The sequence below is a fragment of the Billgrantia montanilacus genome (genome assembly GCF_003336675.1).
Taxonomy (GTDB): Bacteria; Pseudomonadota; Gammaproteobacteria; order Pseudomonadales; family Halomonadaceae; genus Halomonas; species Halomonas montanilacus.
Genome location: NZ_QPII01000021.1, coordinates 44899 through 69119 on the forward strand (window position 1 = coordinate 44899; position 24221 = coordinate 69119).

Consider the following 24221-nt stretch of genomic DNA (forward strand, 5'->3'; position numbering starts at 1 on the left):
AGCCGGCTTGGGTTCAGCTCTTGGCTTCCTGACCTTCTTCGGCCTCGGCCTCGCTGGCAGCTTCGTCGTCCTGCTCGGCCTGCTGCTGTGCAGCGGCCAGGGCCTGCTGGTAGCTCATTTCGACGTCCTTGACGGTCGCCTGTTCCAGCAGCTTGTCAACCGCCTTCTCTTCGAGGATGGCTGACTTGACCTGGGTCTTCAGCTGCTCGTTACTCATGTAGTACTCGACCACCTGCTGCGGGTCCTGGTACTGCTCGGCCAGTTCCTCGACCTTGGTGCGAATCTCGTCATCAGTGGCATCGAGCTCACTGGACTTGATCACTTCAGCCAGCAGCAGGCCGACCTGGACGCGCCCCTTGGCCTGTTCGGCAAAGAGCTCGTTGGGCAGCTGGGAAACGTCGAAGTCCTCACCCAGGCCGAACTGCTGGGCCGCCTGGCGCTTGAGCGCATCGGTCTCCTGCTGCACTAGTGCCTGGGGCACCGGCACGTCGTTGGCTTTCTTCAGCGCATCGAGCACCTGTTGCTTGACGCGGTTATCGACGGCCTGCTTCGCTTCGCGCGCCATGTTCTTGCGCACTTCGGCACGAAACTTCTCGATATCGCCGTCTTCCACACCGAAGCGCTTGATGAATTCCTCGTCGATCTCGGGCAGGGCCTGGCCCTTCACCGCATGGACCTTGACCTTGAAGGTGGCTTCCTGACCGGCCAGCTGCTCGGCCTGATAATCCTCCGGGAAGGTGACCTTGATCTCCTTCTCGTCGCCAGCCTTGGCACCCTCCAGCTGTGCTTCGAAGCCGGGGATGAAATTGCCGGAACCCAGCACCAGGTCGTGGCCCTCGGCGCTGCCGCCCTCGAAGGGCTCATCGCCCAGGAAGCCCTGGAAGTCGATCTTCACCTGGTCGCCTTCCTCGGCGACGCGGTCGACTTCCTCCCAGGAAGCGTTCTGCTTGCGCAGCGTCTCGACCATCTCCTCGAGATCGGCATCGGTCACGTCAACGACCGGACGCTCGACCTCGACATCGTCGATGGAGGCCAGCTCGATCTCGGGGTAGACCTCGAGATTGGCCACGAACTCCAGGTCCTTGCCCGCTTCGTTTACCCGGGGCTCGATGCTGGGGAAACCGGCGGGGTTGAGGTTCTCTTCCGAGATGGCCTTGACGTAACGCTCGCGCATCACTTCGCCCACCACTTCATCGCGCACGTCGCGACCGTAACGCTGACGCACCACCGCCATGGGCACACGCCCTTTGCGGAAGCCGTTCAGGCGCACGTTCTTCGCAGTGTCCTTGAGGCGAGCCTCGACGGCTTCGTCGACCTCGGCCGCTGGCACCTGAAACGTGACACGGCGCTCGATCTGGGAAGGCGTTTCGACGGAAACTTGCATGAATAGTCCTCTACCGACTGGGGGCGTTCAGTTGAAAGCGTGGAAGGTCAAAAGAGAGATTCTAAGAATCCCGGCCTGCGCTGGCAAGCGCCATGCCCATAGGATTGGGGCATCAGGATAGATTACAAGGGGCCGGCGGCAATCGACATAGGCAAACGATGGCCTGACTACCGACAATGGCAAACGATCCGGAGATGGCGCTGCGGGAGACAGACACACGGAAAAAGGCTGGCGCAAGCGCCGACACAAGAGCTGGAGAGCGAGAAACAAAGAACGAAAATCAGAAGGAACGAGCGGAGTAACGATCTGGTCAGGTGGCAATGGGGTGGATGATGGGGATCGAACCCACGACAGCCGGAACCACAATCCGGGGCTCTACCACTGAGCTACATCCACCACTGCAAGCACCACTTCAATATCTGAAGCATCGATATGGGGTGGATGATGGGGATCGAACCCACGACAGCCGGAACCACAATCCGGGGCTCTACCACTGAGCTACATCCACCATAACGATGACTCGAACTACTGGCACCGCGCTTCCGGCGCCTTTCTTGCCCAGACAATCTTACCCAGGCAATCTTGCTCAGACAATCCTGTCTCGGCGTCTCAGACGATCCCGCCTCAGACGATCAGGAACAGTCACTGCCACAACATGCCGCATGGCACGCCCAGCAGGACTCGAACCTGCAACCTACGGCTTAGAAGGCCGTTGCTCTATCCGGTTGAGCTATGGGCGCATTCTACGTTCCATGGCGTCTGACCGCAACCCTGATTGTGCAAGTTCCTTCGCGCAAACAAGAGGTTGTGGTCGGGGTGGAGGGATTCGAACCCCCGACATCCTGCTCCCAAAGCAGGCGCGCTACCAGACTGCGCTACACCCCGCCGGTCTTCGCACGGCCCCGATGCCGCCACAGGGCCTCATCGAGCGCTGCGTATTCTACGCGAGAATTCCTCGGGGTCAATAGCGGCCTGACAAGCCGGCCTTTTTTGCGCTTTGCCTGACGGCCCCGCCATGCGAAAATCAGCCCCCTTCCTGCACCGGCCAGCCTCCTTCCAAGGGTGATGCTGCCGCCGGCCAGCCCACCACCCAAGCACGAGGAAGAAACGATGACCGCCCAACTCATCGATGGCAAGGCCATTGCCGCCCAGGTCCGCCAACAGGTTGCTCGCCAGCTCGAGACACGCCACGCGGATGGCAAGCGGACCCCAGGCCTGGCCGTCGTTCTGGTGGGCGACGACCCGGCCTCCCGCATCTACGTGAACAACAAGCACCGCGACTGCGAGCAGGCCGGCATCCGCTCCTTCCTGCATCTCCTTCCGGCCGAAACATCCCAGCAGGCACTGGAAACGCTGGTGGACGAGCTGAACGCCGATCCGCGGGTCGATGGCATTCTCGTACAGCTGCCCCTGCCCGACCACCTCGATGCCCGGCCCATACTGGAGCACATCCTGCCCCACAAGGATGTCGACGGCTTCCACCCCTACAACCTGGGTCGTCTTGCCCAGCGGCTGCCGATGCTGCGCCCCTGCACGCCCAAGGGGGTGATGACCCTGCTGCAGGCCAGTGGCCTCAAGGTCCGGGGCCTCGATGCCACCGTCGTCGGCGCCTCCAACATCGTCGGCCGCCCCATGGCGCTGGAACTGATGCTGGCCGGCTGTACCACGACGGTATGCCACCGCTTTACCCGCAACCTCGAGGAGCACGTCAGGCGCGCCGAACTGCTGGTGGTGGCGGTAGGCAACCCCGGCCTGGTCAAGGGCGAATGGGTGCGCGAGGGCGCCATTGTCATCGACGTGGGTATCAACCGCGAGGAGGACGGTCGACTGGTGGGCGACGTCGATTTCACCAGTGCGGCGGAACGTGCCGCCTGGATCACCCCCGTGCCCGGCGGCGTCGGCCCCATGACCATTGCATCGCTGCTGGAGAACACGCTGATCGCAGCCGAGATGCATGACGCCATGGAGCAGGGGTCGCTGCCTGCCCGAGACGAGCCAGCGCCTGACAGGGACACGTACCTCGGGTAGAATACGCCCCTTTCCATTTACCTAGCCCCGAGGCCGCCCATGAGCGACAAGATGAACGTCGAAAGCTTCAACCTGGACCACACCAAGGTGAAGGCTCCCTACGTGCGCCTGGCCGATATCAAGACGGGACTCAACGGCGACACGATCCACAAGTACGACATGCGTATCTGCCAACCCAACCAGGAACACATGGAGATGCCTTCCCTGCACTCCCTGGAGCACCTGATGGCAGAGCTGTCTCGCAACCACTCGGACCGTATCGTCGACATCAGCCCCATGGGCTGCCAGACCGGCTTCTATGTGGCTCTGATCAATCACGACGACTATGACGACGTGCTGAATCTGCTGCAGAAAACCCTGGAGGACGTGCTGGAAGCCGACGAGGTTCCTGCCTGCAACGAGATGCAGTGCGGCTGGGCGGCGAGCCACAGCCTGGAGGGCGCCAAGCAGATCGCGAGCGGCTTCCTTGCCAAGCGCGATGAATGGATCCATGTCTTCGCGGCCGAGGCGTGAAACCGGCTCGACGGCCCCGGGCCGGCAACACCTCTGACCCAGCGACACCGGAGACACCCCCACGAATGAAACGCATCGGCATCATCGGCGCCATGGCCCAGGAGGTCGACTACCTTGCCTCGCTGCTGGAAGGTCGCCGCACCCGGACTCACGTGGGCTGCACCTTCCACCATGGCATGCTCCATGGCGTCGATGTGGTGATCCTTCAGTCCGGCATCGGAAAAGTGAATGCCGCCATCGGCACCACCCTGCTGCTGGATGTCTACAAGCCGGAAGCGATCATCAATACCGGCTCGGCGGGCGGCTTCGGCGAAGGCCTGGAGATCGGCGATGTGGTGGTGTCCAGCGAGGTACGCCATCACGATGTCGATGCCGTGGTATTCGGCTACGAGCATGGCCAGGTGCCTATGATGCCCGCGGCCTATATGCCCGATCAACGCCTGGTAAAGATCGCCCGGGAGTGCGTCGAGGCACTGGGTGAGGTGCGGGTGGTAGAAGGACTCATTGCCACCGGCGATGTCTTCATGGCCTGCCCCGAACTGGTCCTGAAGACGCGCACGCGTTTTCCCACCATGTTGGCCGCCGAGATGGAAGCCGCAGCCATCGCCCAGACCTGCCACCTGTACGGCTGCCCCTTCGTGGTCATCCGCTCGCTGTCGGATATCGCTAGCGGTGGCGACAACCACCTCTCCTTCGAAGAGTTTCTGGAAAAAGCGGCCGCCCACTCCGCACGCATGGTCGAAACCATGGTGGCGCGCCTGGCCGACCCATCGCTCTCGGGAGAACAGCAGCGGAAACAGAAGAATAAAGGCGAGGGAGAGCCCGAGACGGCCACCGTCGGCTGAAGCCTCTCTCTACGTCTTCGCCCCCTGACTACGCAAACGGCCGCCTCTCGAGGCGGCCGTTTGCGTCGCATCAGTCGCGCAGTTTCCAGTCCAACGTCTCACCCGCCTTGAGCGGCACGATCCGCTGGCCCGTGATATAGGGCAGCGACGAGGGCAGCTGCCATGTTTCACGCACCAGGGTGACCGTATCGGCGTTGCGTGGCAGGCCATAGAAATCGGGGCCATGATGACTGGCAAACCCTTCCAGCCTGTCCAGAGCGCCTGCCTGCTCGAACGCCATGGCGTACAACTCGATGGCGGCCGGTGCCGTATAGGCCCCGGCACAGCCGCAGGCCGACTCCTTGTCACCCTGGGCATGGGGGGCACTGTCGGTGCCCAGGAAGAACTTGCTACTGCCGGACGTCGCCGCCGCCAGCAGCGCTTCGCGATGGCGTTCGCGCTTGAGAATCGGCAGGCAGTAGTAATGCGGGCGAATACCGCCCACCAGCATGTGGTTTCGGTTGAACAGCAGGTGATGTGCGGTAATGGTGGCCGCCACGTTGGCGGGCGCCTGGGCCACGAAGTCGGCGGCATCGGCGGTGGTAATATGCTCGAAGACCACCTTGAGCGACGGATGCCGTGCCAGCAGCGGTTTCATGACCCGATCGATGAAGACCGCCTCGCGATCGAAAATATCGATCTCGCTATCGGTGACCTCGCCGTGAACCAGCAGTGGCATGCCCAATCGCGCCATGGCCGCGATTGCCTCGTCGCAATGCGCCAGATCCGTCACTCCGGAAGCCGAATTGGTTGTCGCTCCTGCCGGATAGAGCTTCACTGCATGGATCATGCCGCTGGCGTATGCCCGTTCGATCTCCTCCGCCGGCGTGTCGTCGGTGAGATAGAGGGTCATCAATGGCTCGAAACCCGATCCCTGGGGCCGGGCAGCCAGGATGCGCTCACGATAGTCCTGCGCCTGAACCGTGGTGGTGACCGGGGGCTTCAGGTTGGGCATGATGATGGCACGCCCCATCTGCCGGGCAGTCGCGGGCACCACTGCCTGCAACGCGTCTCCATCGCGCAGGTGAAGGTGCCAGTCGTCGGGTCGGGTCAGGGTAATAGTGTTCACGGCATATCCTGTAGTCGGCTGTGATCGGCAGGGAATGGCGGGCGACAGTATACCGGAAGCACGTCAAACCACAGCAAGCCGAGCCGAATTGCCGTATCATCGACGCCGTTTTCACCGCAAGAGACATTATCATGCCCAGGGTTCGCCACTACGCCGATATCGTCGCCATTCTGGCCGGTCTGATGTGGCTTCTCGTCTTCTGGTCGATCAGCATTTCCGCTCGCCTCGACAGCATCGAACCCACTCTGGCCGCCCTGCTCGCTCTGGGAGCCATGATACTGGTCAGTTTTGTCCATCGCCCCTTTCGCGTCCATCTCAGCCGCTATCACGTGCGCAAGCGCCGTACCGAAATGTGGATGCATATCCTGGCGCTACCCATGGTTCTGGCCCTGCTGCTCGGCGTCCTGCTCGAGATGCTGATCGCCCCGCTCAGTGGACAGCAGAAGATGCTGCTGCTCAATGTCCTGGCCACGGCCGGCTGGGTCGTCTATGTCATGACCCTGGTGATCAAGTTCATTCACCACCTGCTGAGGAAGCGCCGCCAGCGGTCGGGCCATGCCTGAGCCTTTGAACATTCCATCAGTTTCCGAAGCGGTCTGCGCGGAAAGGCGACATCTCCACCACTGGCACCTCACCCTCCATCATTTCGGCCATCACCCGGCCGGTGACCGGCCCTAGTGTGAATCCCTGATGTCCGTGGCCGAAGGCAAACCAGAGACCCTCGTGCCGAGGGGCCGGGCCAATGACCGGCTTCATGTCCGACAGGCAGGGGCGCGCGCCCTTCCAGGGCTCGGGGTCCAGGCGTTCCCCCAAGGAGGGATAGATGCTTCGGGCCACTCGCTCCGCGGCGTCGAGCTGGCCATAGTGGGGCGGTGCATCGAGAGGCTTGAGCTCGGCACCGGTGGTCAGCCGAATGCCAGCGCGCATCGGCGCCAGGATATAGCCGACTTCGGCATCGGCGACCCAATACTGCAGCCGCCGGGCCTCATGGGCGTCGTAGTGCATGTGATAGCCGCGCTTGACGAAGGTCGGCATGCGGTAGTCCAGGCGCTTCATCCAGCTCCCGGCCCAGGGGCCCAATGCCATGACCACCTCCTGCGCCTCATGCACGCCCCCGTCGGTCACTACCCGCCAGCCCTGGCCATTCCGGGCGACATCCTGGATCTCGGCCTGGACGAAACGACCACCCTCGCTTTCGAAGCTGCGGGCGTAAGCCGCCACCAGCCCGCCTGGATCGTCGACACCCCATGAATTCGTCCAATGGATTGCGCCAATGGCTCGGTCGGAGAGCTGGGGTTCACGCCGCACAAGACCCGCCCGATCCAGCACTTCATGGGTCACCCCGAAGCGCTCGGCAGCTTCACGGGCCTCCAATCGGCGTGCGTCCAACCCGGCCTGGCTGCGATAGACCTCGAGCCAGCCGTCCTTGCTGATCATGGCATCGACATTCGCCGCCTCGATCATCGGCTCGTGCTCCTGGGTCGACAGCATGATCAGCGAGGCATACTCGGGAATGATCCGCGCATGGCTGCGCGGCAGGGAGTGGCGCCAATAGCCAAAGAGTGGCCCGGCGGCCTCCAGCATGCCACGGAGGTTATAGCGAATATCCACCCGGCGATTGGGCAGCACGGAAAGGAGCTTGCCCACCCCCTGGGGAAAGGGATAGGGGCGGACGGCCTCGCGTTGAATCAGACCACCGTTGCCGAATGAGGTCTCCTGCCCCGGCGGGCGGCGGTCGACCAGCAGCACCGAGCGCCCGCGACGGGCCAGATGCCAGGCAATGGAAACGCCGACCATCCCGGCGCCCAGTACGATGGTTTCGCGAGACATGCCTCTCCTCCAGGTGTGCGCAGACGGTGCCCCCGACTCCCGACCGAAGGCGAGGGCTCATTCTATCAGCGCTGCCGGACCGACGCCGACGCATTCCCGCGCGCCCTGAGGCGAATCAATGTATCGATCGAAAACCGGGCTGAGGGGCCCGGTACGCGAAGACAACGCATTGACTGGACCACTCGGGAGTGGCTAGGAGCCGCCCGCAGCGTTCTGAACCTGGAGCTTGGTGCGAATGAAGTCGGAGTGGCTGACATGGAGCAGGTCGGCCAGCCCGCGGATACGGTGCTCTTCCAGGGCGTTATGTCCGTCTTGTGTATCCGCATAGGCCAGCACCCACATCATCCTCACCAGTTCACGGCGCTGGTCATAGGAGTAGTGCTGCTTGACCAGGCTGACGAACTGGTAGTGATCCACCGACGTCTCGACCTCTTCCCTGGCCATCTCCATCAACTCTTCCACAGCGGCGTCCTGCAGGTGGAAATGATTCTGCAGCAGCTGTCGCAGGGCATCGAGTTGCGCCTGGTCGGTGTGGTAATCGGCGCGCATCACCTCGCACAGCAGAGCGGCGGTTGCCAGCTCGAGGGTCGGTGCGGGGTCGGCAGTGGACTCCGGCTCGGCAAGGGCTTCCTGGAAGAACCGCGTGATACTGGCAAGCATATCGAACTCCCGGCTGTAGTCGGTCATGAGACACGCGCTTGAATGCCAGCGTTCAGTTCGGTGGTGTGCAAGCGATGTCGGCCACGAGATTATCCGTCGTCTGGCGAGCGTGGGGGAAGGCTGCTGGCTCAGGATGTCGCCAATCACAATGACTCAACGATGCCTCGTATGGTCCTGCTCAATGCCGGTGGGGATTGTCGGCGGTCGGCAGGCGCCCCAGGAACTGCTGAAAGTCATCGTCCAACTGCAGGCGACGATACAGGGCCGCCAGCGCCGCGACCGCGTCGCTGGCATCATCGATACGCAGGTCCAGCGGCAAACCACCGGGGGCCCGCACTTTGAGCGCCGCCGACAACGACCCGCGGTAATCGCCACCGACCTGCTGACCTGCCTCCAGGGCCCCGAGCAGCCGCAGTGACAAGGGCTTGCCGGCGCTCTGTGCCCCAAGATAGGCATCCCGCATCGCCGGCACGACCGCTCGACTTGCCAGCATGTTGCCGGCCAGGACCAGGCCCGGCTCGATATGCATGTCGCATTCCGGCAGATTGGCCTCACCGGTCCAGCCAGCGCCCCGGCCGGCCATGTCCAGCAGTGCCAGCTGACGCCAAGCCGCGCCCCGGTCATCGGCGCGCAAACGCTCGATGATGCTTACCACATCACAGCCTTCACCAAGCTGGGCCAGACCCCGCTCCGCCGCCAGCACATGCGTGCTGTAGCCCTGGGTGATCGCGGCGCCGACGCCGGGAAGCAGGTGCGGCACGAAGCCACCCAGGGCCGGCCCCCCCGTGGCGCAGGCCACTCCAAGCGTACGGCTTTCGAGATCCAGGGCGATGAGGCTATAGGTCATGTAGGTCTCTCCAGCTGGCTCCGCTGACGCGTAGATGTCGGCTTGCAGGGACGGCGCAGCTGTGCCATACCTGATAGGGCCTATTTATAATGATAAATACAGGGCGCGTTTTCAGCCTAGCCGCTCTCGCTCACAAATGACACCTCGCCAACAACAACCGACGCATCAGGAGAGGCAAGATGACACCCATACCCAAAGGAGTGCGCCGCTGGCTGCTTCCAGCCTTGGCCAGCGCCGCACTCGGCTTCAGCGCCGCCCTGGCCGCCCAGACCCCGCCCAATGTGCTGATCGTGGGCCAGATCGCCGAGCCCAAGTCACTCGATCCCGCTCAGGTCACGGCGGTCAACGACTTCCGCATCATGATGAACCTCTACGACGGCCTGGTACGCTACGCCGACGGCACCCTCGATATGGAACCGGCGCTGGCCAGCGAATGGTCGATCAACGAGGACGGTACGGTCTACACCTTCACGCTGCGCGATGATGTCACCTTCCATGACGGCAGCCCGCTGGACGCCGCGGCGGTGGTGTTCAATTTTCAGCGCATGCTCGACGACACCCACCCCTACCATGACACGGGCCCCTTCCCGCTGGCCTTCTTCTTCAATGCCGTGGAACACGTCGAGGCAACGGCAGAGTTCGAGGTGACTTTCACCCTCGCCGAGCCCTACGCCCCCTTCCTCTCCAACCTGGCTTATCCCACCGGGCTGATCGTCTCCCCAAGTGCCGTGGAGCTGCATGGCGAGGAATTCGGCCGCAACCCCTCCGGCACCGGCCCCTTCCAGTTTGAAGAGTGGCAAAGCAACAGCCGGGTGGTGGCGTCGCGCAACGACGCGTATTGGGACGGGGCGCCACCCCTCGAGGCCGTGGTCTTTCGCCCCATCACCGACGGCAACACCCGAGTCGCTGAGATGATGGCCGGCGGTATCGACCTCATGGTCGAGGTGCCACCGGACAACGTGGCCATGTTCGAGGAAGACGGCATGTTCGAGGTCTTCGAGCAGGCCGGGCCGCACCTCTGGTTCCTGATCCTCAATACCCGGGAAGGCCCCTTCTCCGACAAGCGCATGCGCCAGGCCGTCAACTACGCCATCGACAAACGCTCGCTGGTGGACGACGTGCTCCAGGGTACCGCCGAGGTAGCCGCCGGCCCCACGCCCCCCGCCTTCGCCTGGGCCTACAACGACTCGCTCGAACCCTACCCCCATGATCCTGACCGCGCCCGCGAGCTGATCGAGGAAGCCGGCCATGCAGGTGCCGAATTGACCTTCTACGTCACCGAAGGCGGTTCCGGGATGCTGGCCCCCATCCCCATGGGTTCAGCCATTCAGGCCGACCTGGCCGCGGTGGGTCTCGACGTCACCATCGAAACCTACGAATGGAACACCTTTCTCGAGCGGGTCAACCCGGGGCTCGAGGGCAAGGCCGACATGGCGCAGATGGCATGGATGACCAACGACCCGGATACCCTGCCCTTCCTCGCCCTGCGCACCGATGCCATGCCGGACCAGGGCGGTTTCAATTCGGGCTACTACAGCAACCCCGAGGTCGATGACCTGCTCGAACAGGCCAGGCGCAGCATCAGCCAGAGCGAGCGTGCCGCTCTCTATCGGGAAATGCAGGCAATCGTTCATGAGGACGCACCCTGGGCCTTCATCGCCAACTGGCAACAGAATGCCGTGGCCCGCGCAAACGTGGAGAACTTCACGCTGCAGCCATCGTTCTTCCTGCTGCTGCATGACGTGGCCAAGCACTGACACATGACGCCAGGTCAGGCCGGGCGGCCTGGCCTGTCACCGCCACTTCGCCGATGGACTCGCAATGACTCGCTACGCGCTGCGCCGCCTGCTGATGACCCTGCCGGTGCTGCTGGGTCTTTCCGTGATCGTGTTCATGATCATGTCCCTGATCCCCGGTGATCCGGCCATGGCCATCCTCGGCTCCTACGCCACCCCTGAGAACCTGGCCCGACTGCGCGCCGACCTGGGACTCGACCTGCCGCTGCCCCAGCAGTACCTGGTGTGGCTCGGCAATATCGTCCAGGGCGACCTGGGGCGCTCCTTCACCCTGAATCGACCGGTGCTGGACGAAGTGATGGAGCGTTTCTCTGCCACCCTGATCCTGGCCGGTACCTCACTGGTGATCTGCACCCTGGTGGGCGTCGCAGCCGGGATTATCTCGGCGATACGCCAGTACGGCTGGGCCGACCGGATCATTACCCTGCTGGTGCTTGTGGGCATCTCGGTGCCGGCCTTCTGGCTGGGCATGTTGATGATCATGCTGTTCGCCGTCGAACTGCGCTGGTTTCCCGTCAGTGGCATGTATTCGATCTATGGCGGCGGTGGGCTAACCGATCTCCTGCGCCACTTGGCGCTGCCCTCGATCGCGCTGGCCGTGGTCGCCGCCGGAGTCATCGCGCGACTGACCCGCTCGAACATGCTCGAAGTGATGCGCCAGGACTATATCCGCACGGCTCGTGCCAAGGGCCTGGATGAGAGTCGGGTTGTCCTGCGTCACGCCTTCAAGGTGGCCCTGGTCAACCTGATACCGGTAATCGGGGTACAGGCCGGCTTCGTCATTGGTGGAGCTGTCTACATCGAGACTGTCTTTCAATGGCCCGGCATCGGGCGAATGCTGGTCAACGCCATCTCCACGCGTGACATCCTTCTGGTTCAGGGGGGCGTGCTGGTGGTCGCCGCCAGTTACGTGCTGTTCAATCTCTGCGCCGACCTGCTGCAGCACTGGCTCGACCCGAGGATCAAGGCATGAAGGCCTTCATTGAGTCGCTCGCACGCAATCGCCTGGCGGCATTCGGCGCCATCGTGCTCCTGCTGCTGGTGCTTCTCGCCCTGATCACGCCTTGGCTGCCGCTGGCAGACCCCGACATCACCTTTCCGGCCAACCGGCTACACCCCCCCCTGAGCGAAGGTAACCTGCTCGGCACCGACGCCCTGGGCCGCGACATCCTCTCCAGGCTGCTATGGGGCTTGCGGGTCAGCCTGGCCGTCGGCATCGCCGCCTCGCTGGTGGCGGCACTCATCGGCTCGCTCATCGGCATCGTGTCGGGCTATTTCGGGGGGCGTACCGACAATATCCTGATGCGCGGTATCGATATGCTGATGGCATTCCCCTATATCCTGCTGGCACTGGCCATCGTCGCGGTGCTGGGGCCTGGCCTGATGAACGCCCTCTATGCCATCGCCATCGTCAACATTCCCTTCTTCGCCCGCAACATCCGGGGCGTCACGGTCGGTATCGCCCACCGTGAGTTCATTGACGCGGCGCGACTGTCGGGCAAGGGCGACCTGCGCATACTGGCCAGTGAAATCCTGCCCAACGTGCTGCCGGTGATCGTGATCACGCTCTCAACCACGGTGGGCTGGATGATACTGGAGACCGCCGGCCTCAGTTTCCTGGGCCTGGGAGCCCAGCCACCCCAGGCAGACCTCGGCTCGATGCTCGGGGAAGGCCGCCGGATGATGATCAATGCGCCCCACGTGGCCATGTTGCCGGGCCTGGTCATCTTCATCCTGGTAATGAGCATCAACCTACTCGGTGACGGGGTGCGCGATGCACTGGATCCGCGACTCAAGTCCGGCGCACTTTCCCGTCCGGCGCCCATGACACGAATTCGCCGGCGGTTGACCGGGAAGCACCAGGACGATGCGGGTACTAGCCCCGCGTCGGCGCTGCTCACGGTCGATGACCTGCACACCGACTTTGAGATGGGACGGGATATCTACCGGGCCGTCAACGGAGTGAGTTTCACCATTCACTCCAACGAATGCCTGGGCCTTGTCGGTGAATCCGGTTCCGGCAAGTCAGTGACCGCCCTGTCGCTGCTGGGCCTGGTCGCCTCACCCCCTGGCGTGATCACCGGCGGACGAATCGAGATGGACGGACGCGATCTGCTGGGATTGTCGGCAAGGGAAATGCGCCGAATCCGCGGCAAGGATGTGGCCTATGTCTTCCAGGACCCACTCTCAACCCTGCATCCCCTGATCCGGGTAGGCGACCAACTGGTGGAAGCCATACGGCTACACCAGCCGCTATCGCGAGGCGCCGCACGTGAACTCGCCGTCACACTGCTGGGCCAGGTACGCATCCCCAATCCCCAACGCCGCGCCGAGCAGTATCCCCATCAACTCTCCGGCGGCATGCGACAGCGTGTGGGCATTGCCATGGCGCTGGCCAACGACCCAAGGCTGATCGTCGCCGATGAGCCCACCACAGCCCTGGATGTCACCGTACAGGCACAGGCTCTGGCACTGATTCAGCGGCTCCGGGAGGATAAGGGTACCGCCGTGCTCTTCATCACCCACGACTTCGGCGTGGTTTCCCAAGTGTGCGATCGTGTGGCAGTGATGTATGCCGGTCGCATCGTCGAAGTCGGCTATACCGCCGACATCCTCGACGCCCCTCGCCATCCCTATACTCGCCGGTTGATCGATTGTGTACCGCGGCTGGGCGAGCCGGATAACGAGCCGACCGCCATCCCCGGCCTCCCGCCAGCGGCCAATGCACTGCCCGAAGGCTGCGCCTTCGCCGATCGCTGCGACCTGGCGGAAGCGGCCTGCCGTCACGGCGAGATCGAGCTGATCGCCACCGACGCAGGTCGCCAGGTGCGCTGCATCAAGCCCTTGGGGCTACCCGTTCACGCCCGGGCAGGAGTCGCCCCATGAGCGAGACGCTGCTCGAGATACGCCAGCTCACCCGCACCTTCGGCGGCGGCAGGCGCTGGCTCGCCCCCGCCCACCCCGGCGTCCACGCCGTGCAGCAGGTCGACCTGGACGTACAACGTGGCGACACCCTGGGCATCGTCGGCGAGTCCGGGTGCGGCAAGTCCACCCTCGCCCGCATGCTGGTGGGCCTCGACACGCCCAGCAGCGGCAGTATCCGCTATTCAGGGGTGGACCTGCAGAGGCTCAGACGACGTGACCGACACGCCCTCTCTCGACGGATCCAGTACGTCTTCCAGGATCCCCTGAGCTCACTCAACCCACGCAAGCGCGTTCGTGACATCCTGGCCGCGCCACTGAGATACCTTCGTGGCCTGGAAGGCCAGGCGCTTGAAAGGCGTCTCGGCGAGCTGATGGAAGTGGTAAACCTGCGCCCTGAATTCATCACCCGCTATCCCCACGAATTTTCCGGTGGCCAGGCCCAACGAATCGGCATCGCCAGGGCGCTGGCCGCCGAACCCGAGGTCCTGGTGCTGGACGAACCGGTGTCGGCGCTGGATGTCTCGGTCCAGGCCCAGGTACTGCAGCTGCTGCGCCGGCTGAAGAGGGAGTTCGACCTCACCTACCTTTTCATCAGTCACGACCTCTCGGTAGTGGAGACGATCAGCGACAGGATTGCAGTGATGTACTTCGGCCGGATCATCGAGCAGGCAACGGCCCGGCAGCTTTTCCAATATCCAGCACACCCCTATACGCGCCTGCTGCTTGGCAGCGCTCCCGTGCCGGGAGGCCCTCCCATCCAGGCGGAAGCAGGCGATGCAGAATTGCCCGACCCGCTTGCCCCGCCGCCCGGCTGCGCCTTCGCTCCGCGCTGTCCAAGGGCACGCGACGAGTGCCGTGGCGAGCTGCCGACACTGGACAAGCTCCCCGGACGCGCCGATCATCATGCCGCCTGCCTGTACCCCGCCGAGGGGAGCTGGCGGCGCTTCTCGACGACCAATACCCAGGAAGGAGCCGGATGAGCCAGGCACCCAGACAGACGGGGCGTCGCAAGCGGCCCGAAGTGATCGGCGAGGCGATCAAGGACTATATCGCCCGCCACGGGCTCCGGCCCGGCGACCGGCTGCCCCAGGAGTCTCACCTGATAGAGGTCCTCGACGCAGCCAAGGGCACCATTCGCGAGGCTTTGCGCGGCCTCGAGGCCCAGGGCCTGATCCAGACTCGAACCGGGCCCGGTGGCGGGGCCTTCATCTCCGAGGTCAGCGATGACCGCGCCATGGAACTGCTGGGCAATTACTTCTTCTTCCGCCCGCCGACCATCCATGACATCTACGAGGTGCGCAAGCAGCTGGAGCCGTCCCTGGTGCTGCGCCTCGATGGCCTTCTCGGCGAGAGCGACTTCGCCAGGCTGGAAGCGGTCATGGCCCACTATGCCAACCCCCCAGCCTCCCTGCAGGAAGAGCGGGAACAGCGCCTGAAGGAGCTCGAATTCCATCTATTGCTGGTCGATCACTGCCCCGACCCGCTGCTGGCTCTGATGTGCCGCTTTCCTATCCGGCTGTTGATGAGCCATACCAACTGCCAACGCATCTACGAACAGCCCTATCCGGAGCTGCGTCGGCGCGGGCATGACTACCAGCGCCGGCTGATCAATGCCCTGCGCCAGGGTGACGCCGCGAAGGCACGACAGATCATGGCCGAACACATGCAGGCGGCCCAGGCGCTGATGGAAGCCCGCGAAGCGATGCTCGACAAGGCCTTCTTCAAGGCCGGAAAAGCATCGGACGATGGCCCCAGCAGGGAGTACCTGGCGTTGAGCGGCCTCTCCTCGGCACCGGGGCTGGCCGATAGTGACGACTAGGCTTAGTACGAAAAGTTGGCGAGCGATAGCCAGACAAGGCAAAAATCGACGAAAAGACGGAGTTTACGGGGGTGTAAATGAGTACTTTGAGCCGCTTTTTAACGCAGTATGGCTGAGCGCAGGCACTTTTCGCACATAGCCTAAGGTACCTCGAGCCAACAGACCACCAGCTTCGCCAGGGCCGTCAGCGAGTCGATATGCACCCGCTCCCAGCCATGGGAGGCGTCGGCACCGAAACAGGCCAGGGCATTGCGCACGTCGAGCCCGGCACAGGAGGCCGAGTCACCGTCGCAATGGTAGAAGGGAAAGCAGTCTCGGGTATGGGGAATGCCATGCTCGCGACACAACGCCAGCAGCCGTTGAGTCGCTGCCGGGTGCAACGGGCCCTGCGAGTCCATCATGGCGACGGTCACCCCATCATGGCAGGCGTTCTGGCCTTCGCCCTGGGCGGCGATATCGAGGTTGAGTATTTCCTCGATACCGATCAGCATCGGCCAGCTCAACCCCACCCCAAGCTCCTCGGCACAGGAGAAGAGCAGACGGGTCCCGCGCAAATCGACACCGCTCTGCAGGGCCGCCAGTACACAGGCAATTGCCGCCTTATTGTCCAGATGACGTGCATTGACGAAACCGGTCTCGGTCACGCTGACCTGACTGTCGATGCTGACCAGGCTCCCCACGCCGATGCCCAAGGCCGCGAGCGCCTCCGCTGAGACATCGACCAGGTCGGGGCGCAGTTCGATATGAGTCCAGTCGCAGGGCTGGCTATCCACGGCTTCATTGAAGACATGTCCCGACGCCTTCTCGGGCAGCAGCGTACCGACGGCGAGCACCTCTCCGTCATCGCCGTGAATCCGCACCCTGGCTCCATCGGCAAAGCGCGCATTCCACGTTCCGATGGGCCGTATCGCCAGCTTGCCGTTCGGCTTGTGCCTGGTCACCATGGCCCCCAGGGTATCGAGATGGGCGGCGATGGCACGATACGGGCGGTCGCCGGGGCATTGCGCGATGAGATCGCCCCGGGCGGTCTGTGTCACGTCAAGCCCCACCTCTTCCAGTCGTGGCCGCAGCCACCGGACCATCTCCTCACCATGCAGCGAAGGCGAGGGGATCGCCAGCAAGGCAATCAGTTGCTGGAGCAGATAGTCACTGTCGATGGTCGCCATGGTCCTCTCCCTCGGTCATCGGCACCGCTCAGTAGCCCATCACCCCCGGCAGCCAGGTGACGAGACCGGGTAGCGCGATCAGGATCAGAATTGTCGCGAGTATCGGGATCAGGAACGGCAAGACCGAAATCACGATCTGGGAGTAGCGTAGCCGCGTGATACCCACCATCAGGAAAAGTACCGTGCCGAACGGTGGCGTAATGACCCCCACCGAAAGGGTGATGACCATGACGATGCCGAAGTGGATCGGGTCCAATCCGGCAGCCAGCGCCGCTGGCACGACGATTGGCGTGAAGATGAGAATGCTCTCGATCACCGACATGAAGCAGCCCACCAGCAGGAAGAACAGCGCAAAGGCAAGCAACAGCATGATCGTCGGCATGTCGACGCCCGCCACCTGCCCGGCCAGCGCCTGGGGGATACCGATGCGAACCAGGATCCAGCCGTAGAAGCTGGAGACCGCGATGATCAGCAGAATGGCGGCGCTGAACATCAGGGTACGAATGAAGGAGGCGTAGAGGTCGCTGAGCTTGAGATCACGATAGACCAGCGTGCCCAGGATGATCGCATAGAGCGAGGCCACCGCTCCCGCCTCGGTGGGTGTGAAGAAACCGGTCCAGATCCCGCCGACGATAATCGCCGGCATCATCAGCGGCAATATGGCGCGCTTGCCGGTGCGCACGACCTCCTTGGCATCGAACGGTGTCGCCGGCGGCATGGCCACCCGCTTGCCGGCACCCAGCACCAGCGTCATCCCCATCAACAGCAGCGCCATGAGGATGCCGGGCACCAGTCCCGCCATGAACAGGGCCCCGATACTGACATTGGCCAGCCAGCCGTAGACCACCAGCGCAATGCTCGGTGGCAGGATGGGGCCTATCACGCTCGATGCCGCCGTGATGCCGGCCGAATAGCCCAGGTCGTAGCCCCGTTCCTTCATAGCCTTGATCTCGATGCTGCCGAGGCCGGCCGCGTCGGCTACCGCCGTACCGGACATGGTGGCGAAGATCGAGCTGGCCACCACGTTGGCATGACCCAGGCCGCCCTTGGTAAAGCCGACCAGCGCGGTGGCGAAGTCGAAGATACGGGTCGTGGTCGAGCCGGTGTTCATGATGTTGGCCGCCAGGATGAACAGCGGAATCGCCAGCAGGGTGAAGTTGTTCAGCGTCTGCACCATGCGCAGCGAGAGCAGCTCAACCGGCAGGCCACTGGCTCCGGTGACACCCAGTGCGATGAAGGAAGTGATACCGATCGCCACCACCACCGGCAGGCCGATGGCCATCAGCACCAGCAGGCCGCCCACAAAGATCATGAGTTCCAGCATCAGTCCGCCTCCTGGGATGAACCTGCCACGGCGTTCCATTCCACCGGACCACGCAGGGCTTGCCAGGTCGCCAGCAGCGTCATGCCGGCGAAACCGATGAAGATGCCGTAATAGAGGTAGGTAAAGCTGATCCCCAGCGACACCGTACGGTTGTGGGCGCTGGCCAGCGACATGGCCAGGGATCCGTAGGCCGCCAGGCCGAAGAAACCTGCCGAGAGCAGAGCCACGATCCGGTACTGGATATGCCGGGCCAGGGCCCCCATCCGATGGCTGAACAGATCGACCAGCAGGTGTTCGCCCCTCACCCAGGCGGAGAGTGAGCCGAAACCCACCGCGTAGATGGCCAGCAGGGTCGCGACCTCCTCCGTCCAGGGCATGCTGAGCCCGAGGATGTCACGCACCACGATGGCGGCAACAATCAACACCAGAACCCCGGCCAGCAGCAAGACGCCCAGGGCGTCGCAGGTCCGCGTGATGACCATGAGCAGGTGATAGGCCAGCCGGTCGACACCGCTGGTCGGGGGGGGAGACGTCGTCAAGATGGTGTCCTCCAGGCAGAAAACGCCAGCGGCGTCCCGTAGGGCGCCGCTGGAAGGATCGGTCAGTGACGAGAGCGCTCAGTCGTCGTTGGCTTCGCCCAGGGCATCGTCCATCACCCCTTCGGCCATCTCGGAGAGGATGCGTTCGATGGCAGGAAGGGCGGCCTGACGGAACGGCTCGACATCGGGTTCGATGATGGTCATGCCGTTGGCTTGAAGCTGCTCGAGATAGTATTCGTCGAGCTCACGCTCCACTTCGGTGCCGTGCTGGCGAGCGACATGGATGGCCTCGGCGATCACGTCCTGGTCTTCGGCATCCAGCCCCTCCCACCATTGCTTGCTGGCCACCCAGTTCCACGGGAACATCACATGGCTGGTCATGATGATATGGTCCTGCACTTCCCACAGGCGCCGTGTATAGGGCGAAGAGAGCGAGTTCTCATGACCGTCGACCTGGCCGGTCTGCATGGCGAGATAGATCTCGGGAGCCGGTACGTTGACCACCTGGGCGCCGATCTCCTCCCAGACCTCGAGCCACACCGGCAGTGACGGCAGACGCAGCCGGAAGCCGGAAAGATCGTCGGGGCTGTGAATCGCCTTGTTGGCAGTCATCTGCCGCGGGCCGCGGTGCTGGGTGCCGAAATACTTGATGCCGCCCTTCTCCTCGGCGATCTCGACGAGTTTTTGGCCGGACGGACTCTCCATGTAAGCGTCGACCTCGTCCCAGGTCGAGAACACGAAGGGCACGGTGATGGCGTCATACTCGGGAGCATACTGCTGACGCCAGTTGCCGCCGGTAATGGAGATCTGGGTCTGCCCCAGGTTGAGCAGCTCGAGGACGGAATTCTCGCCGCCCAGGGAGCCAGCCAGGAAGGGTCGAACGTTGAAGCGACCCGGGGCCTGCTCTTCCAGGTATTCGGCGAAACGTTCGACAGCGGCGCTTTCCGAGCCGCCTTCGCTCATGGTGTTGTTGACCTGAATCTCGATGGTGCTGGCGGCGGCAAAGGGGGCGGCGCTGAGCATTCCCAGAGCGGCCAATGAGCCTAGCAGTGACTTACGCATCGTGCTCTCCTGACAATTATCGTTATTGAGGGCTTATCGTCGTGGTTTGATCTTGAAACAACCGCGAGGCTGGCTCAAATCGGCTTTGATGAAGGCAGGCTTCGTCAATCGCGATGGCTGCCCAATGCCACACCATGCCACGGCCAGCCCCTCCAGGCCTTGCATACACGACCAAAGGCTAATACCAGAAGGGCCTTCATGGGCTGCCAATGGCGTGAGGAAGTCTCGCGATTGTCCATAACGCCATACGGAGCATTCATCATGCACGAAGCCACTCCCATTGCCTTCATCACCGGTGCGACGTCGGGAATCGGCCAGGCCTGTGCACACCGCTTCGCCGCTGCCGGATGGGGGCTGGTACTGACCGGGCGGCGCGAATCACGCCTGGAAGCGCTGCGCCAGACGCTAGGCGACACGGTGCCAGTGCATGTTGCCCCCCTGGACGTCACCGATCATCGGGCGATAGAAAAAGTGGTGAGCGGCCTTCCGTCCCCTTTCGACAACATCCGCCTGTTGCTCAACAACGCCGGAGTCGCGCTTGGCAAGGGACCGGCCCAGGAGGCCAGCCTGGAAGACTGGCACGCCATGATCGACACCAATATAAAAGGGCTGGTCAGCGTGACCCGGCTGCTTCTACCGCGGCTGATCGCGCACGGCGAAGGCAGCACAGTGATCAACATCGGCTCCATCGCCGGCCACACGCCCTACCCCGGCGGCCACGTCTACGGCGCCTCGAAGGCCTTCGTCGAGCAGTTCAGCTACAACCTGCGCTGCGACCTGAGCGGTACCGGGGTGCGCGTCACCGACCTGGCTCCCGGCATGACGGAGAGTGAATTCACGCTTGTGCGCATGAAGGGCGATCAGGACAAGGCCACCGACTACTATAGCGGAACCCGTGCGCTCCAGCCGTCCGATGTGGCCGAGCAGGCACTGCATGTCGCCGAGCTCCCCGCCCACGTCAACATCACACGGCTCGAGGTGACCCCGCTGTGCCAGCAGTGGTCGCCCTTTACCATCGTGCGCGACAGCTGAGCCGGATCAGTCAGGCGCCGTGAGATGGTCCACCAGGTGTCGTGCGATGACCGGCAGGGCATCGTACTGCCGGACGCCGATCACCAGTTCACGCCTGGCCCACGCGTCGCTCAGGGGGATGCTGCTCAGCTGCAGATCCCCCAGGTCGCGATAGATGGTCTGCTCCGGCAGCACGCCGACACCCATGCCATGGTGGATCATGCGGCAGATGGCATCGAAGCTGCGCACCTGGATGCGCATGCGCAGTGTCTTGCCCGCGCGGCCCGCCTGCTCATGCAGCAGGGACTGCAGGGAGGTATCCTGCTGAAGGCCGATGAAATCGTGATCGGTGGCCTCGTGAAGAAAGATCGATGGCCGCTCCGCCAGCGGGTGATCCCGCGGCGTCATCAAGACCAGCCGGTCGCTGCGATAGGGCAGCAGTTGAAGGGTGTCGCAGGCGACGTGACCGGCGAAGATGCCCACGTCGGTCAGGCCATCGCGGACGGCGGCGATCACCTCCGAGCTGATTCGCTCCTGGAGGTCGATCTTGATCTCGGGGTAGAGCCGGGAGAAGGCGCTCAGGTCCTGGGGGAGAAAGGCAATGATGGCCGAGGTGTTGGAATGGATTCGTACATGCCCCCTGACGCCTTCGCCATATTCGCTCAACTCCGCCTGAAGGCGCTCGATGTCCTCAAGAATGCGGCGGGCGTGATGCAGGAAGGCATGCCCAGCCGGCGTCAGCTCCACCCCTCGCGGCCGGCGATACAGCAGCGAGGTACCGACCAGCGACTCGAGGTCGCTGATGCGCTTGCTGACTGCCGCCAGCGCCATGTGCTCCCGCTCCGCCGCTGCGGTCAGCCGGCCTTCATCGGCAATCGACACGAAGAGCTTTAGCGTCACGAAATCAAAGCGTCGCACGGCTTGGTATCCTCCGGGCCGGTTACAGGGCAACCAGGCGATCTTACGTTATGTCTTCGCCACAGACGAACCCTGGCTTCCCTTTTGCTGAATTGTTGCCACCCTTCAGGTCCCGCATCCTGAAGGGTATCCGTGCAAGGAGTGCTTACCATGACGAACCCGCAAGACCGTCGCCTGCCGCTCGAAGGTTTGAAGGTTCTGGAACTCGGCCAGCTGATAGCCGGCCCCTTTGCCACCAAGCTGCTCGGCGAGTTCGGTGCCGACGTGATCAAGATCGAGCCACCTGAGACCGGTGACCCGCTTCGCAAATGGCGAATGATAGAGGATGGTACCTCGCTCTGGTGGCACGTTCAGACACGCAACAAGCGCTCGCTCTCGCTGGACCTACGCAGCCGGGAAGGCCAGGCCCTGGTACGTCGTCTGGCTGTCGAAGCCGACGTGCTGGTGGAAAACTTCCGCCCAGGCACGCTGGAGGGCTGGGGGCTCGGCTGGGAGGAACTCTCGGCCCTGAATCCGGCCTTGATCATGGTAAGGGTCTCCGGCTACGGGCAGACCGGTCCCTACCGGGACAAGCCCGGCTTCGGCGTGATCGGCGAAGCCATGGGCGGGCTGCGCTACCTCACCGGCCACCCCGGCGAGCCCTCGGTCCGGGTGGGCGTCAGCATCGGCGACTCGCTCTCCGCCCTCTATGCCGTTATCGGCACCTTGCTTGCGCTACAGGAGCGGGCCACCAGCGGGCAGGGCCAGGTCATCGACGTCGCGCTGTACGAGTCGGTCTTCGCCATGATGGAGAGCCTGCTGCCGGAATATGACGCCAGCGGCGAGGTCCGCGAGCCCAGCGGCAGCGCCCTGCCCGGCATCACCCCGTCAAACTCCTATCGCTGCCGGGGAGGCGTCTACGTGCTCATCGCCGGTAACGGCGACAGCATCTTCAAGCGCCTGATGGGGGTGATCGGCCGGGACGACCTGGCCCAGGAGCCGGCTCTCGCCCATAACGACGGACGCAGCCGGCAGGCCGAACGCATCGACGGCGCGATCGAAGCCTGGACCCAGGCGCGCGCTCGCGAGGAGATCATCGAAAAGCTCGAAGCCGCCCGAGTCCCCGTCGGCTACCCCTATACCGCCGCCGATATCGCCAACGATCCTCACTACCTGGCCCGGGAGATGATCCAGACCTTCGTCCGACCCAATGGCAAGCCGCTCAAGGTGCCCGGTGTCCTCCCCAGGCTGAGCGCGACTCCAGGAAGGCTCGGAAACGGCGGCCCGTCGCTCGGGCAGCATACCGACGAGGTACTGGACGAGCTGGAAATCGACGCCGAAACCCGGGCCAAGCTGCGCCAGGCAGGCATCATCTGAATCAGCTCCAGGAGAGTCCATGACACGCTTGCAGATCAACGAGGTGGCACCCAGAGACGGCCTGCAGATCGAAGCCGGCTTCGTAGCCACCGAAGAGAAGATCCGCCTTATCGACGCCCTCTCGGCCACGGGCCTGGCACGCATCGAGGCAACTTCGTTCACTTCGCCGAAAGCGATTCCCCAACTGCGGGACGCCGAAGAGGTCGTGCGCGGCATCCGGCGCCGGGAAGGGGTGGGCATCACCGTTCTGGTCCCCAACCTGCGTGGCTGTGAACGTGCGCTTTCCTGCGGCGTGGACGAGATCAACCTGGTGATGTCGTCGAGCGACTCCCACGGCCAAACCAACCTGCGCATGACGCCGGCCCAGTCGCTGGAGCGCTTCGCCGCCATTCTCGAGGCCACGAGCGGCAGCGACGTGTTCGTCAACGCCTCCCTCTCCACCGCCTTCGGCTGCCCCTTCGAGGGCGAGGTGCCCCCTGCCCGGGTGCTGGAACTGATTGGCGAGTTGATCGACATTGGCGTCGAGGGCATCACGCTGTGCGACACCACCGGCATGGCCAATCCGGCGCAGGTCGGCAGTCTGTGCAAAGACGTGCTGGCACGCTGGCCGGACACGCCCTTCACGCTGCATTTTCACAATACCCGCGGCATGGGGCTGGCCAACGCCCTCGCCGCCTGGCAGGCGGGAGTCACCCGCTTCGATGCGTCGCTGGGTGGCCTGGGCGGCTGCCCCTACGCACCCGGTGCCACCGGCAACGTCTGCACCGAGGACCTGGTGCACATGTTCGAGCAGATGGGCGTCGATACCGGCGTCGACCTGGAGGCACTGCTCGCCGTCTCGGCCACCCTACCCGCCCTGGTCGGCCATGAGACGCCCGGGCAGGTGGTCAAGGCGGGCAAGGCGGATCGCCGCTATCCCATGCCCCGCATCACCGGATCCATGCCGAATCCTTAGGCCCATGACAAAACCCTTGTGTCTCTCCGGGCTTGTTGATTAGCTACCAGCAGGCCTTGGCATCAGGGTGAGCATCCACAAAGCCTGAGGCGCTACAGCCTGGGACCTAGATTATGCCCCCTGATGCCCACTATC

At 63.7% G+C, this 24221-nt stretch carries 22 protein-coding genes and 4 tRNA genes; 12 read left to right on the plus strand and 14 right to left on the minus strand.

All coding sequences use genetic code 11. From position 1 onward, the window contains the following. Positions 1 to 13: 13 nt before the first annotated feature. The 5 genes from tig to DU505_RS19780 all read right to left on the minus strand — a co-directional run bounded on the left by tig (position 14) and on the right by DU505_RS19780 (position 2269). Positions 14 to 1384 carry a trigger factor gene (gene tig, locus DU505_RS19760; RefSeq protein WP_114480687.1) on the minus strand — a complete coding sequence of 457 codons (1371 nt, stop codon included), beginning with the start codon at positions 1382 to 1384 and terminating at the stop codon, positions 14 to 16. Between the two features lie 321 nt (positions 1385 to 1705). After that, positions 1706 to 1780 (minus strand) — tRNA-His (locus tag DU505_RS19765). Between the two features lie 37 nt (positions 1781 to 1817). Beyond that, positions 1818 to 1892: transfer RNA gene (locus DU505_RS19770), tRNA-His, on the minus strand. A 155-nt stretch (positions 1893 to 2047) separates the two neighbouring features. Further along, positions 2048 to 2124, minus strand: a tRNA-Arg gene (locus DU505_RS19775). A 68-nt stretch (positions 2125 to 2192) separates the two neighbouring features. Beyond that, a tRNA-Pro gene (locus tag DU505_RS19780) sits at positions 2193 to 2269 on the minus strand. Positions 2270 to 2494: 225 nt separating this feature from the next. Between DU505_RS19780 and folD the strand changes: the two genes are divergently transcribed. From folD to mtnN, 3 genes are all read left to right on the plus strand, one after another. After that, a complete protein-coding gene (gene folD / locus DU505_RS19785; protein ID WP_114480688.1) occupies positions 2495 to 3412 on the plus strand; it encodes a bifunctional methylenetetrahydrofolate dehydrogenase/methenyltetrahydrofolate cyclohydrolase FolD in 918 nt (305 codons plus the stop codon). A gap of 39 nt (positions 3413 to 3451) precedes the next feature. Then, a complete protein-coding gene (locus tag DU505_RS19790; RefSeq protein ID WP_114480689.1) occupies positions 3452 to 3925 on the plus strand; it encodes an S-ribosylhomocysteine lyase in 474 nt (157 codons plus the stop codon). Positions 3926 to 3990: 65 nt separating this feature from the next. Next, positions 3991 to 4770: a 5'-methylthioadenosine/S-adenosylhomocysteine nucleosidase gene (gene mtnN, locus DU505_RS19795; RefSeq protein WP_245948095.1), complete on the plus strand. Its 780-nt coding sequence runs from the start codon at positions 3991 to 3993 to the stop codon at positions 4768 to 4770. 70 nt (positions 4771 to 4840) lie between these two features. On the opposite strand, the gene pyrC is transcribed toward mtnN, so the two are convergent. Beyond that, the gene (gene pyrC, locus DU505_RS19800; protein WP_114480690.1) at positions 4841 to 5878 is read right to left on the minus strand and encodes a dihydroorotase; all 1038 of its coding nucleotides are present in this window, start codon (positions 5876 to 5878) and stop codon (positions 4841 to 4843) included. 131 nt (positions 5879 to 6009) lie between these two features. On the opposite strand from pyrC, the gene DU505_RS19805 reads away from it, so the two are divergent. Further along, positions 6010 to 6441, plus strand: a complete 432-nt coding sequence (locus DU505_RS19805; RefSeq protein WP_114480691.1) for a hypothetical protein — start codon at positions 6010 to 6012, stop codon at positions 6439 to 6441. A 16-nt stretch (positions 6442 to 6457) separates the two neighbouring features. Here DU505_RS19805 and DU505_RS19810 read toward each other — a convergent pair whose 3' ends face one another. The 3 genes from DU505_RS19810 to DU505_RS19820 all read right to left on the minus strand — a co-directional run bounded on the left by DU505_RS19810 (position 6458) and on the right by DU505_RS19820 (position 9215). Further along, positions 6458 to 7708 (minus strand): NAD(P)/FAD-dependent oxidoreductase, encoded by a 1251-nt coding sequence (locus tag DU505_RS19810; RefSeq protein WP_114480692.1) that lies wholly within the window; start codon positions 7706 to 7708, stop codon positions 6458 to 6460. A 192-nt stretch (positions 7709 to 7900) separates the two neighbouring features. Next, entirely contained in the window at positions 7901 to 8368 is a 468-nt protein-coding gene (locus DU505_RS19815) for a tellurite resistance TerB family protein (protein WP_114480708.1), read from the minus strand. A 178-nt stretch (positions 8369 to 8546) separates the two neighbouring features. Next, complete coding sequence (locus DU505_RS19820) at positions 8547 to 9215, minus strand: DUF1028 domain-containing protein (protein WP_114480693.1); 669 nt, start codon at positions 9213 to 9215, stop codon at positions 8547 to 8549. 179 nt (positions 9216 to 9394) lie between these two features. On the opposite strand from DU505_RS19820, the gene DU505_RS19825 reads away from it, so the two are divergent. The 5 genes from DU505_RS19825 (at position 9395) to DU505_RS19845 (ending at position 15755) form a co-directional block, all read left to right on the plus strand. Next, positions 9395 to 10972 (plus strand): ABC transporter substrate-binding protein, encoded by a 1578-nt coding sequence (locus tag DU505_RS19825; protein WP_114480694.1) that lies wholly within the window; start codon positions 9395 to 9397, stop codon positions 10970 to 10972. 64 nt (positions 10973 to 11036) lie between these two features. After that, positions 11037 to 11984: an ABC transporter permease gene (locus DU505_RS19830; RefSeq protein WP_114480695.1), complete on the plus strand. Its 948-nt coding sequence runs from the start codon at positions 11037 to 11039 to the stop codon at positions 11982 to 11984. Beyond that, a complete protein-coding gene (locus DU505_RS19835; protein ID WP_114480696.1) occupies positions 11981 to 13897 on the plus strand; it encodes a dipeptide/oligopeptide/nickel ABC transporter permease/ATP-binding protein in 1917 nt (638 codons plus the stop codon). The genes DU505_RS19830 and DU505_RS19835 overlap by 4 nt, the downstream gene beginning before the upstream one ends. Further along, positions 13894 to 14916, plus strand: coding sequence for an ABC transporter ATP-binding protein (locus DU505_RS19840; protein ID WP_114480697.1), 1023 nt, complete (start codon positions 13894 to 13896; stop codon positions 14914 to 14916). The genes DU505_RS19835 and DU505_RS19840 overlap by 4 nt, the downstream gene beginning before the upstream one ends. Then, positions 14913 to 15755, plus strand: a complete 843-nt coding sequence (locus DU505_RS19845) for a FadR/GntR family transcriptional regulator (protein WP_114480698.1) — start codon at positions 14913 to 14915, stop codon at positions 15753 to 15755. The genes DU505_RS19840 and DU505_RS19845 overlap by 4 nt, the downstream gene beginning before the upstream one ends. A gap of 140 nt (positions 15756 to 15895) precedes the next feature. Here the strand turns inward: DU505_RS19845 and DU505_RS19850 are convergent, their stop codons facing one another. The 4 genes from DU505_RS19850 to DU505_RS19865 all read right to left on the minus strand — a co-directional run bounded on the left by DU505_RS19850 (position 15896) and on the right by DU505_RS19865 (position 19846). Next, positions 15896 to 16921, minus strand: a complete 1026-nt coding sequence (locus DU505_RS19850; RefSeq protein WP_114480699.1) for a zinc-binding metallopeptidase family protein — start codon at positions 16919 to 16921, stop codon at positions 15896 to 15898. 28 nt (positions 16922 to 16949) lie between these two features. Further along, positions 16950 to 18245 (minus strand): TRAP transporter large permease, encoded by a 1296-nt coding sequence (locus tag DU505_RS19855; RefSeq protein ID WP_114480700.1) that lies wholly within the window; start codon positions 18243 to 18245, stop codon positions 16950 to 16952. After that, entirely contained in the window at positions 18245 to 18784 is a 540-nt protein-coding gene (locus DU505_RS19860) for a TRAP transporter small permease (RefSeq protein WP_340148283.1), read from the minus strand. The genes DU505_RS19855 and DU505_RS19860 overlap by 1 nt, the downstream gene beginning before the upstream one ends. Before the next feature lie 78 nt (positions 18785 to 18862). Then, positions 18863 to 19846 carry a TRAP transporter substrate-binding protein gene (locus DU505_RS19865; protein WP_114480701.1) on the minus strand — a complete coding sequence of 328 codons (984 nt, stop codon included), beginning with the start codon at positions 19844 to 19846 and terminating at the stop codon, positions 18863 to 18865. 261 nt (positions 19847 to 20107) lie between these two features. Here DU505_RS19865 and DU505_RS19870 point away from each other — a divergent pair, with 261 nt between their 5' ends. Next, entirely contained in the window at positions 20108 to 20878 is a 771-nt protein-coding gene (locus DU505_RS19870; RefSeq protein ID WP_114480702.1) for an SDR family NAD(P)-dependent oxidoreductase, read from the plus strand. Between the two features lie 6 nt (positions 20879 to 20884). Here DU505_RS19870 and DU505_RS19875 read toward each other — a convergent pair whose 3' ends face one another. After that, on the minus strand, positions 20885 to 21775 hold the full coding sequence (locus DU505_RS19875) for a LysR family transcriptional regulator (RefSeq protein WP_114480703.1): 891 nt from the start codon (positions 21773 to 21775) through the stop codon (positions 20885 to 20887). A gap of 150 nt (positions 21776 to 21925) precedes the next feature. Here DU505_RS19875 and DU505_RS19880 point away from each other — a divergent pair, with 150 nt between their 5' ends. Both DU505_RS19880 and DU505_RS19885 read left to right on the plus strand, forming a co-directional pair. Beyond that, positions 21926 to 23131, plus strand: coding sequence for a CaiB/BaiF CoA transferase family protein (locus DU505_RS19880; protein WP_114480704.1), 1206 nt, complete (start codon positions 21926 to 21928; stop codon positions 23129 to 23131). Positions 23132 to 23150: 19 nt separating this feature from the next. Further along, complete coding sequence (locus tag DU505_RS19885) at positions 23151 to 24086, plus strand: hydroxymethylglutaryl-CoA lyase (protein WP_114480705.1); 936 nt, start codon at positions 23151 to 23153, stop codon at positions 24084 to 24086. The last annotated feature ends 135 nt before the right edge of the window (positions 24087 to 24221 follow it).

Excerpts from the sequence above, each read along its gene's own strand:
- DU505_RS19790 (WP_114480689.1), top strand. The coding sequence starts at position 3,452 with ATGAGCGACAAGATGAACGTCGAAAGCTTCAACCTGGACCACACCAAG.
- DU505_RS19830 (WP_114480695.1), top strand. The coding sequence starts at position 11,037 with ATGACTCGCTACGCGCTGCGCCGCCTGCTGATGACCCTGCCGGTGCTG.
- DU505_RS19840 (WP_114480697.1), top strand. The coding sequence starts at position 13,894 with ATGAGCGAGACGCTGCTCGAGATACGCCAGCTCACCCGCACCTTCGGC.
- folD (WP_114480688.1), top strand. The coding sequence starts at position 2,495 with ATGACCGCCCAACTCATCGATGGCAAGGCCATTGCCGCCCAGGTCCGC.
- tig (WP_114480687.1), bottom strand. The coding sequence starts at position 1,384 with ATGCAAGTTTCCGTCGAAACGCCTTCCCAGATCGAGCGCCGTGTCACG.
- DU505_RS19815 (WP_114480708.1), bottom strand. The coding sequence starts at position 8,368 with ATGCTTGCCAGTATCACGCGGTTCTTCCAGGAAGCCCTTGCCGAGCCG.
- DU505_RS19820 (WP_114480693.1), bottom strand. The coding sequence starts at position 9,215 with ATGACCTATAGCCTCATCGCCCTGGATCTCGAAAGCCGTACGCTTGGA.
- DU505_RS19865 (WP_114480701.1), bottom strand. The coding sequence starts at position 19,846 with ATGCGTAAGTCACTGCTAGGCTCATTGGCCGCTCTGGGAATGCTCAGC.
- DU505_RS19845 (WP_114480698.1), top strand. The coding sequence starts at position 14,913 with ATGAGCCAGGCACCCAGACAGACGGGGCGTCGCAAGCGGCCCGAAGTG.
- mtnN (WP_245948095.1), top strand. The coding sequence starts at position 3,991 with ATGAAACGCATCGGCATCATCGGCGCCATGGCCCAGGAGGTCGACTAC.
- DU505_RS19855 (WP_114480700.1), bottom strand. The coding sequence starts at position 18,245 with ATGCTGGAACTCATGATCTTTGTGGGCGGCCTGCTGGTGCTGATGGCC.
- DU505_RS19880 (WP_114480704.1), top strand. The coding sequence starts at position 21,926 with ATGACGAACCCGCAAGACCGTCGCCTGCCGCTCGAAGGTTTGAAGGTT.
- DU505_RS19850 (WP_114480699.1), bottom strand. The coding sequence starts at position 16,921 with ATGGCGACCATCGACAGTGACTATCTGCTCCAGCAACTGATTGCCTTG.
- DU505_RS19810 (WP_114480692.1), bottom strand. The coding sequence starts at position 7,708 with ATGTCTCGCGAAACCATCGTACTGGGCGCCGGGATGGTCGGCGTTTCC.
- DU505_RS19885 (WP_114480705.1), top strand. The coding sequence starts at position 23,151 with ATGACACGCTTGCAGATCAACGAGGTGGCACCCAGAGACGGCCTGCAG.
- DU505_RS19805 (WP_114480691.1), top strand. The coding sequence starts at position 6,010 with ATGCCCAGGGTTCGCCACTACGCCGATATCGTCGCCATTCTGGCCGGT.
- DU505_RS19870 (WP_114480702.1), top strand. The coding sequence starts at position 20,108 with ATGCACGAAGCCACTCCCATTGCCTTCATCACCGGTGCGACGTCGGGA.
- DU505_RS19825 (WP_114480694.1), top strand. The coding sequence starts at position 9,395 with ATGACACCCATACCCAAAGGAGTGCGCCGCTGGCTGCTTCCAGCCTTG.
- DU505_RS19835 (WP_114480696.1), top strand. The coding sequence starts at position 11,981 with ATGAAGGCCTTCATTGAGTCGCTCGCACGCAATCGCCTGGCGGCATTC.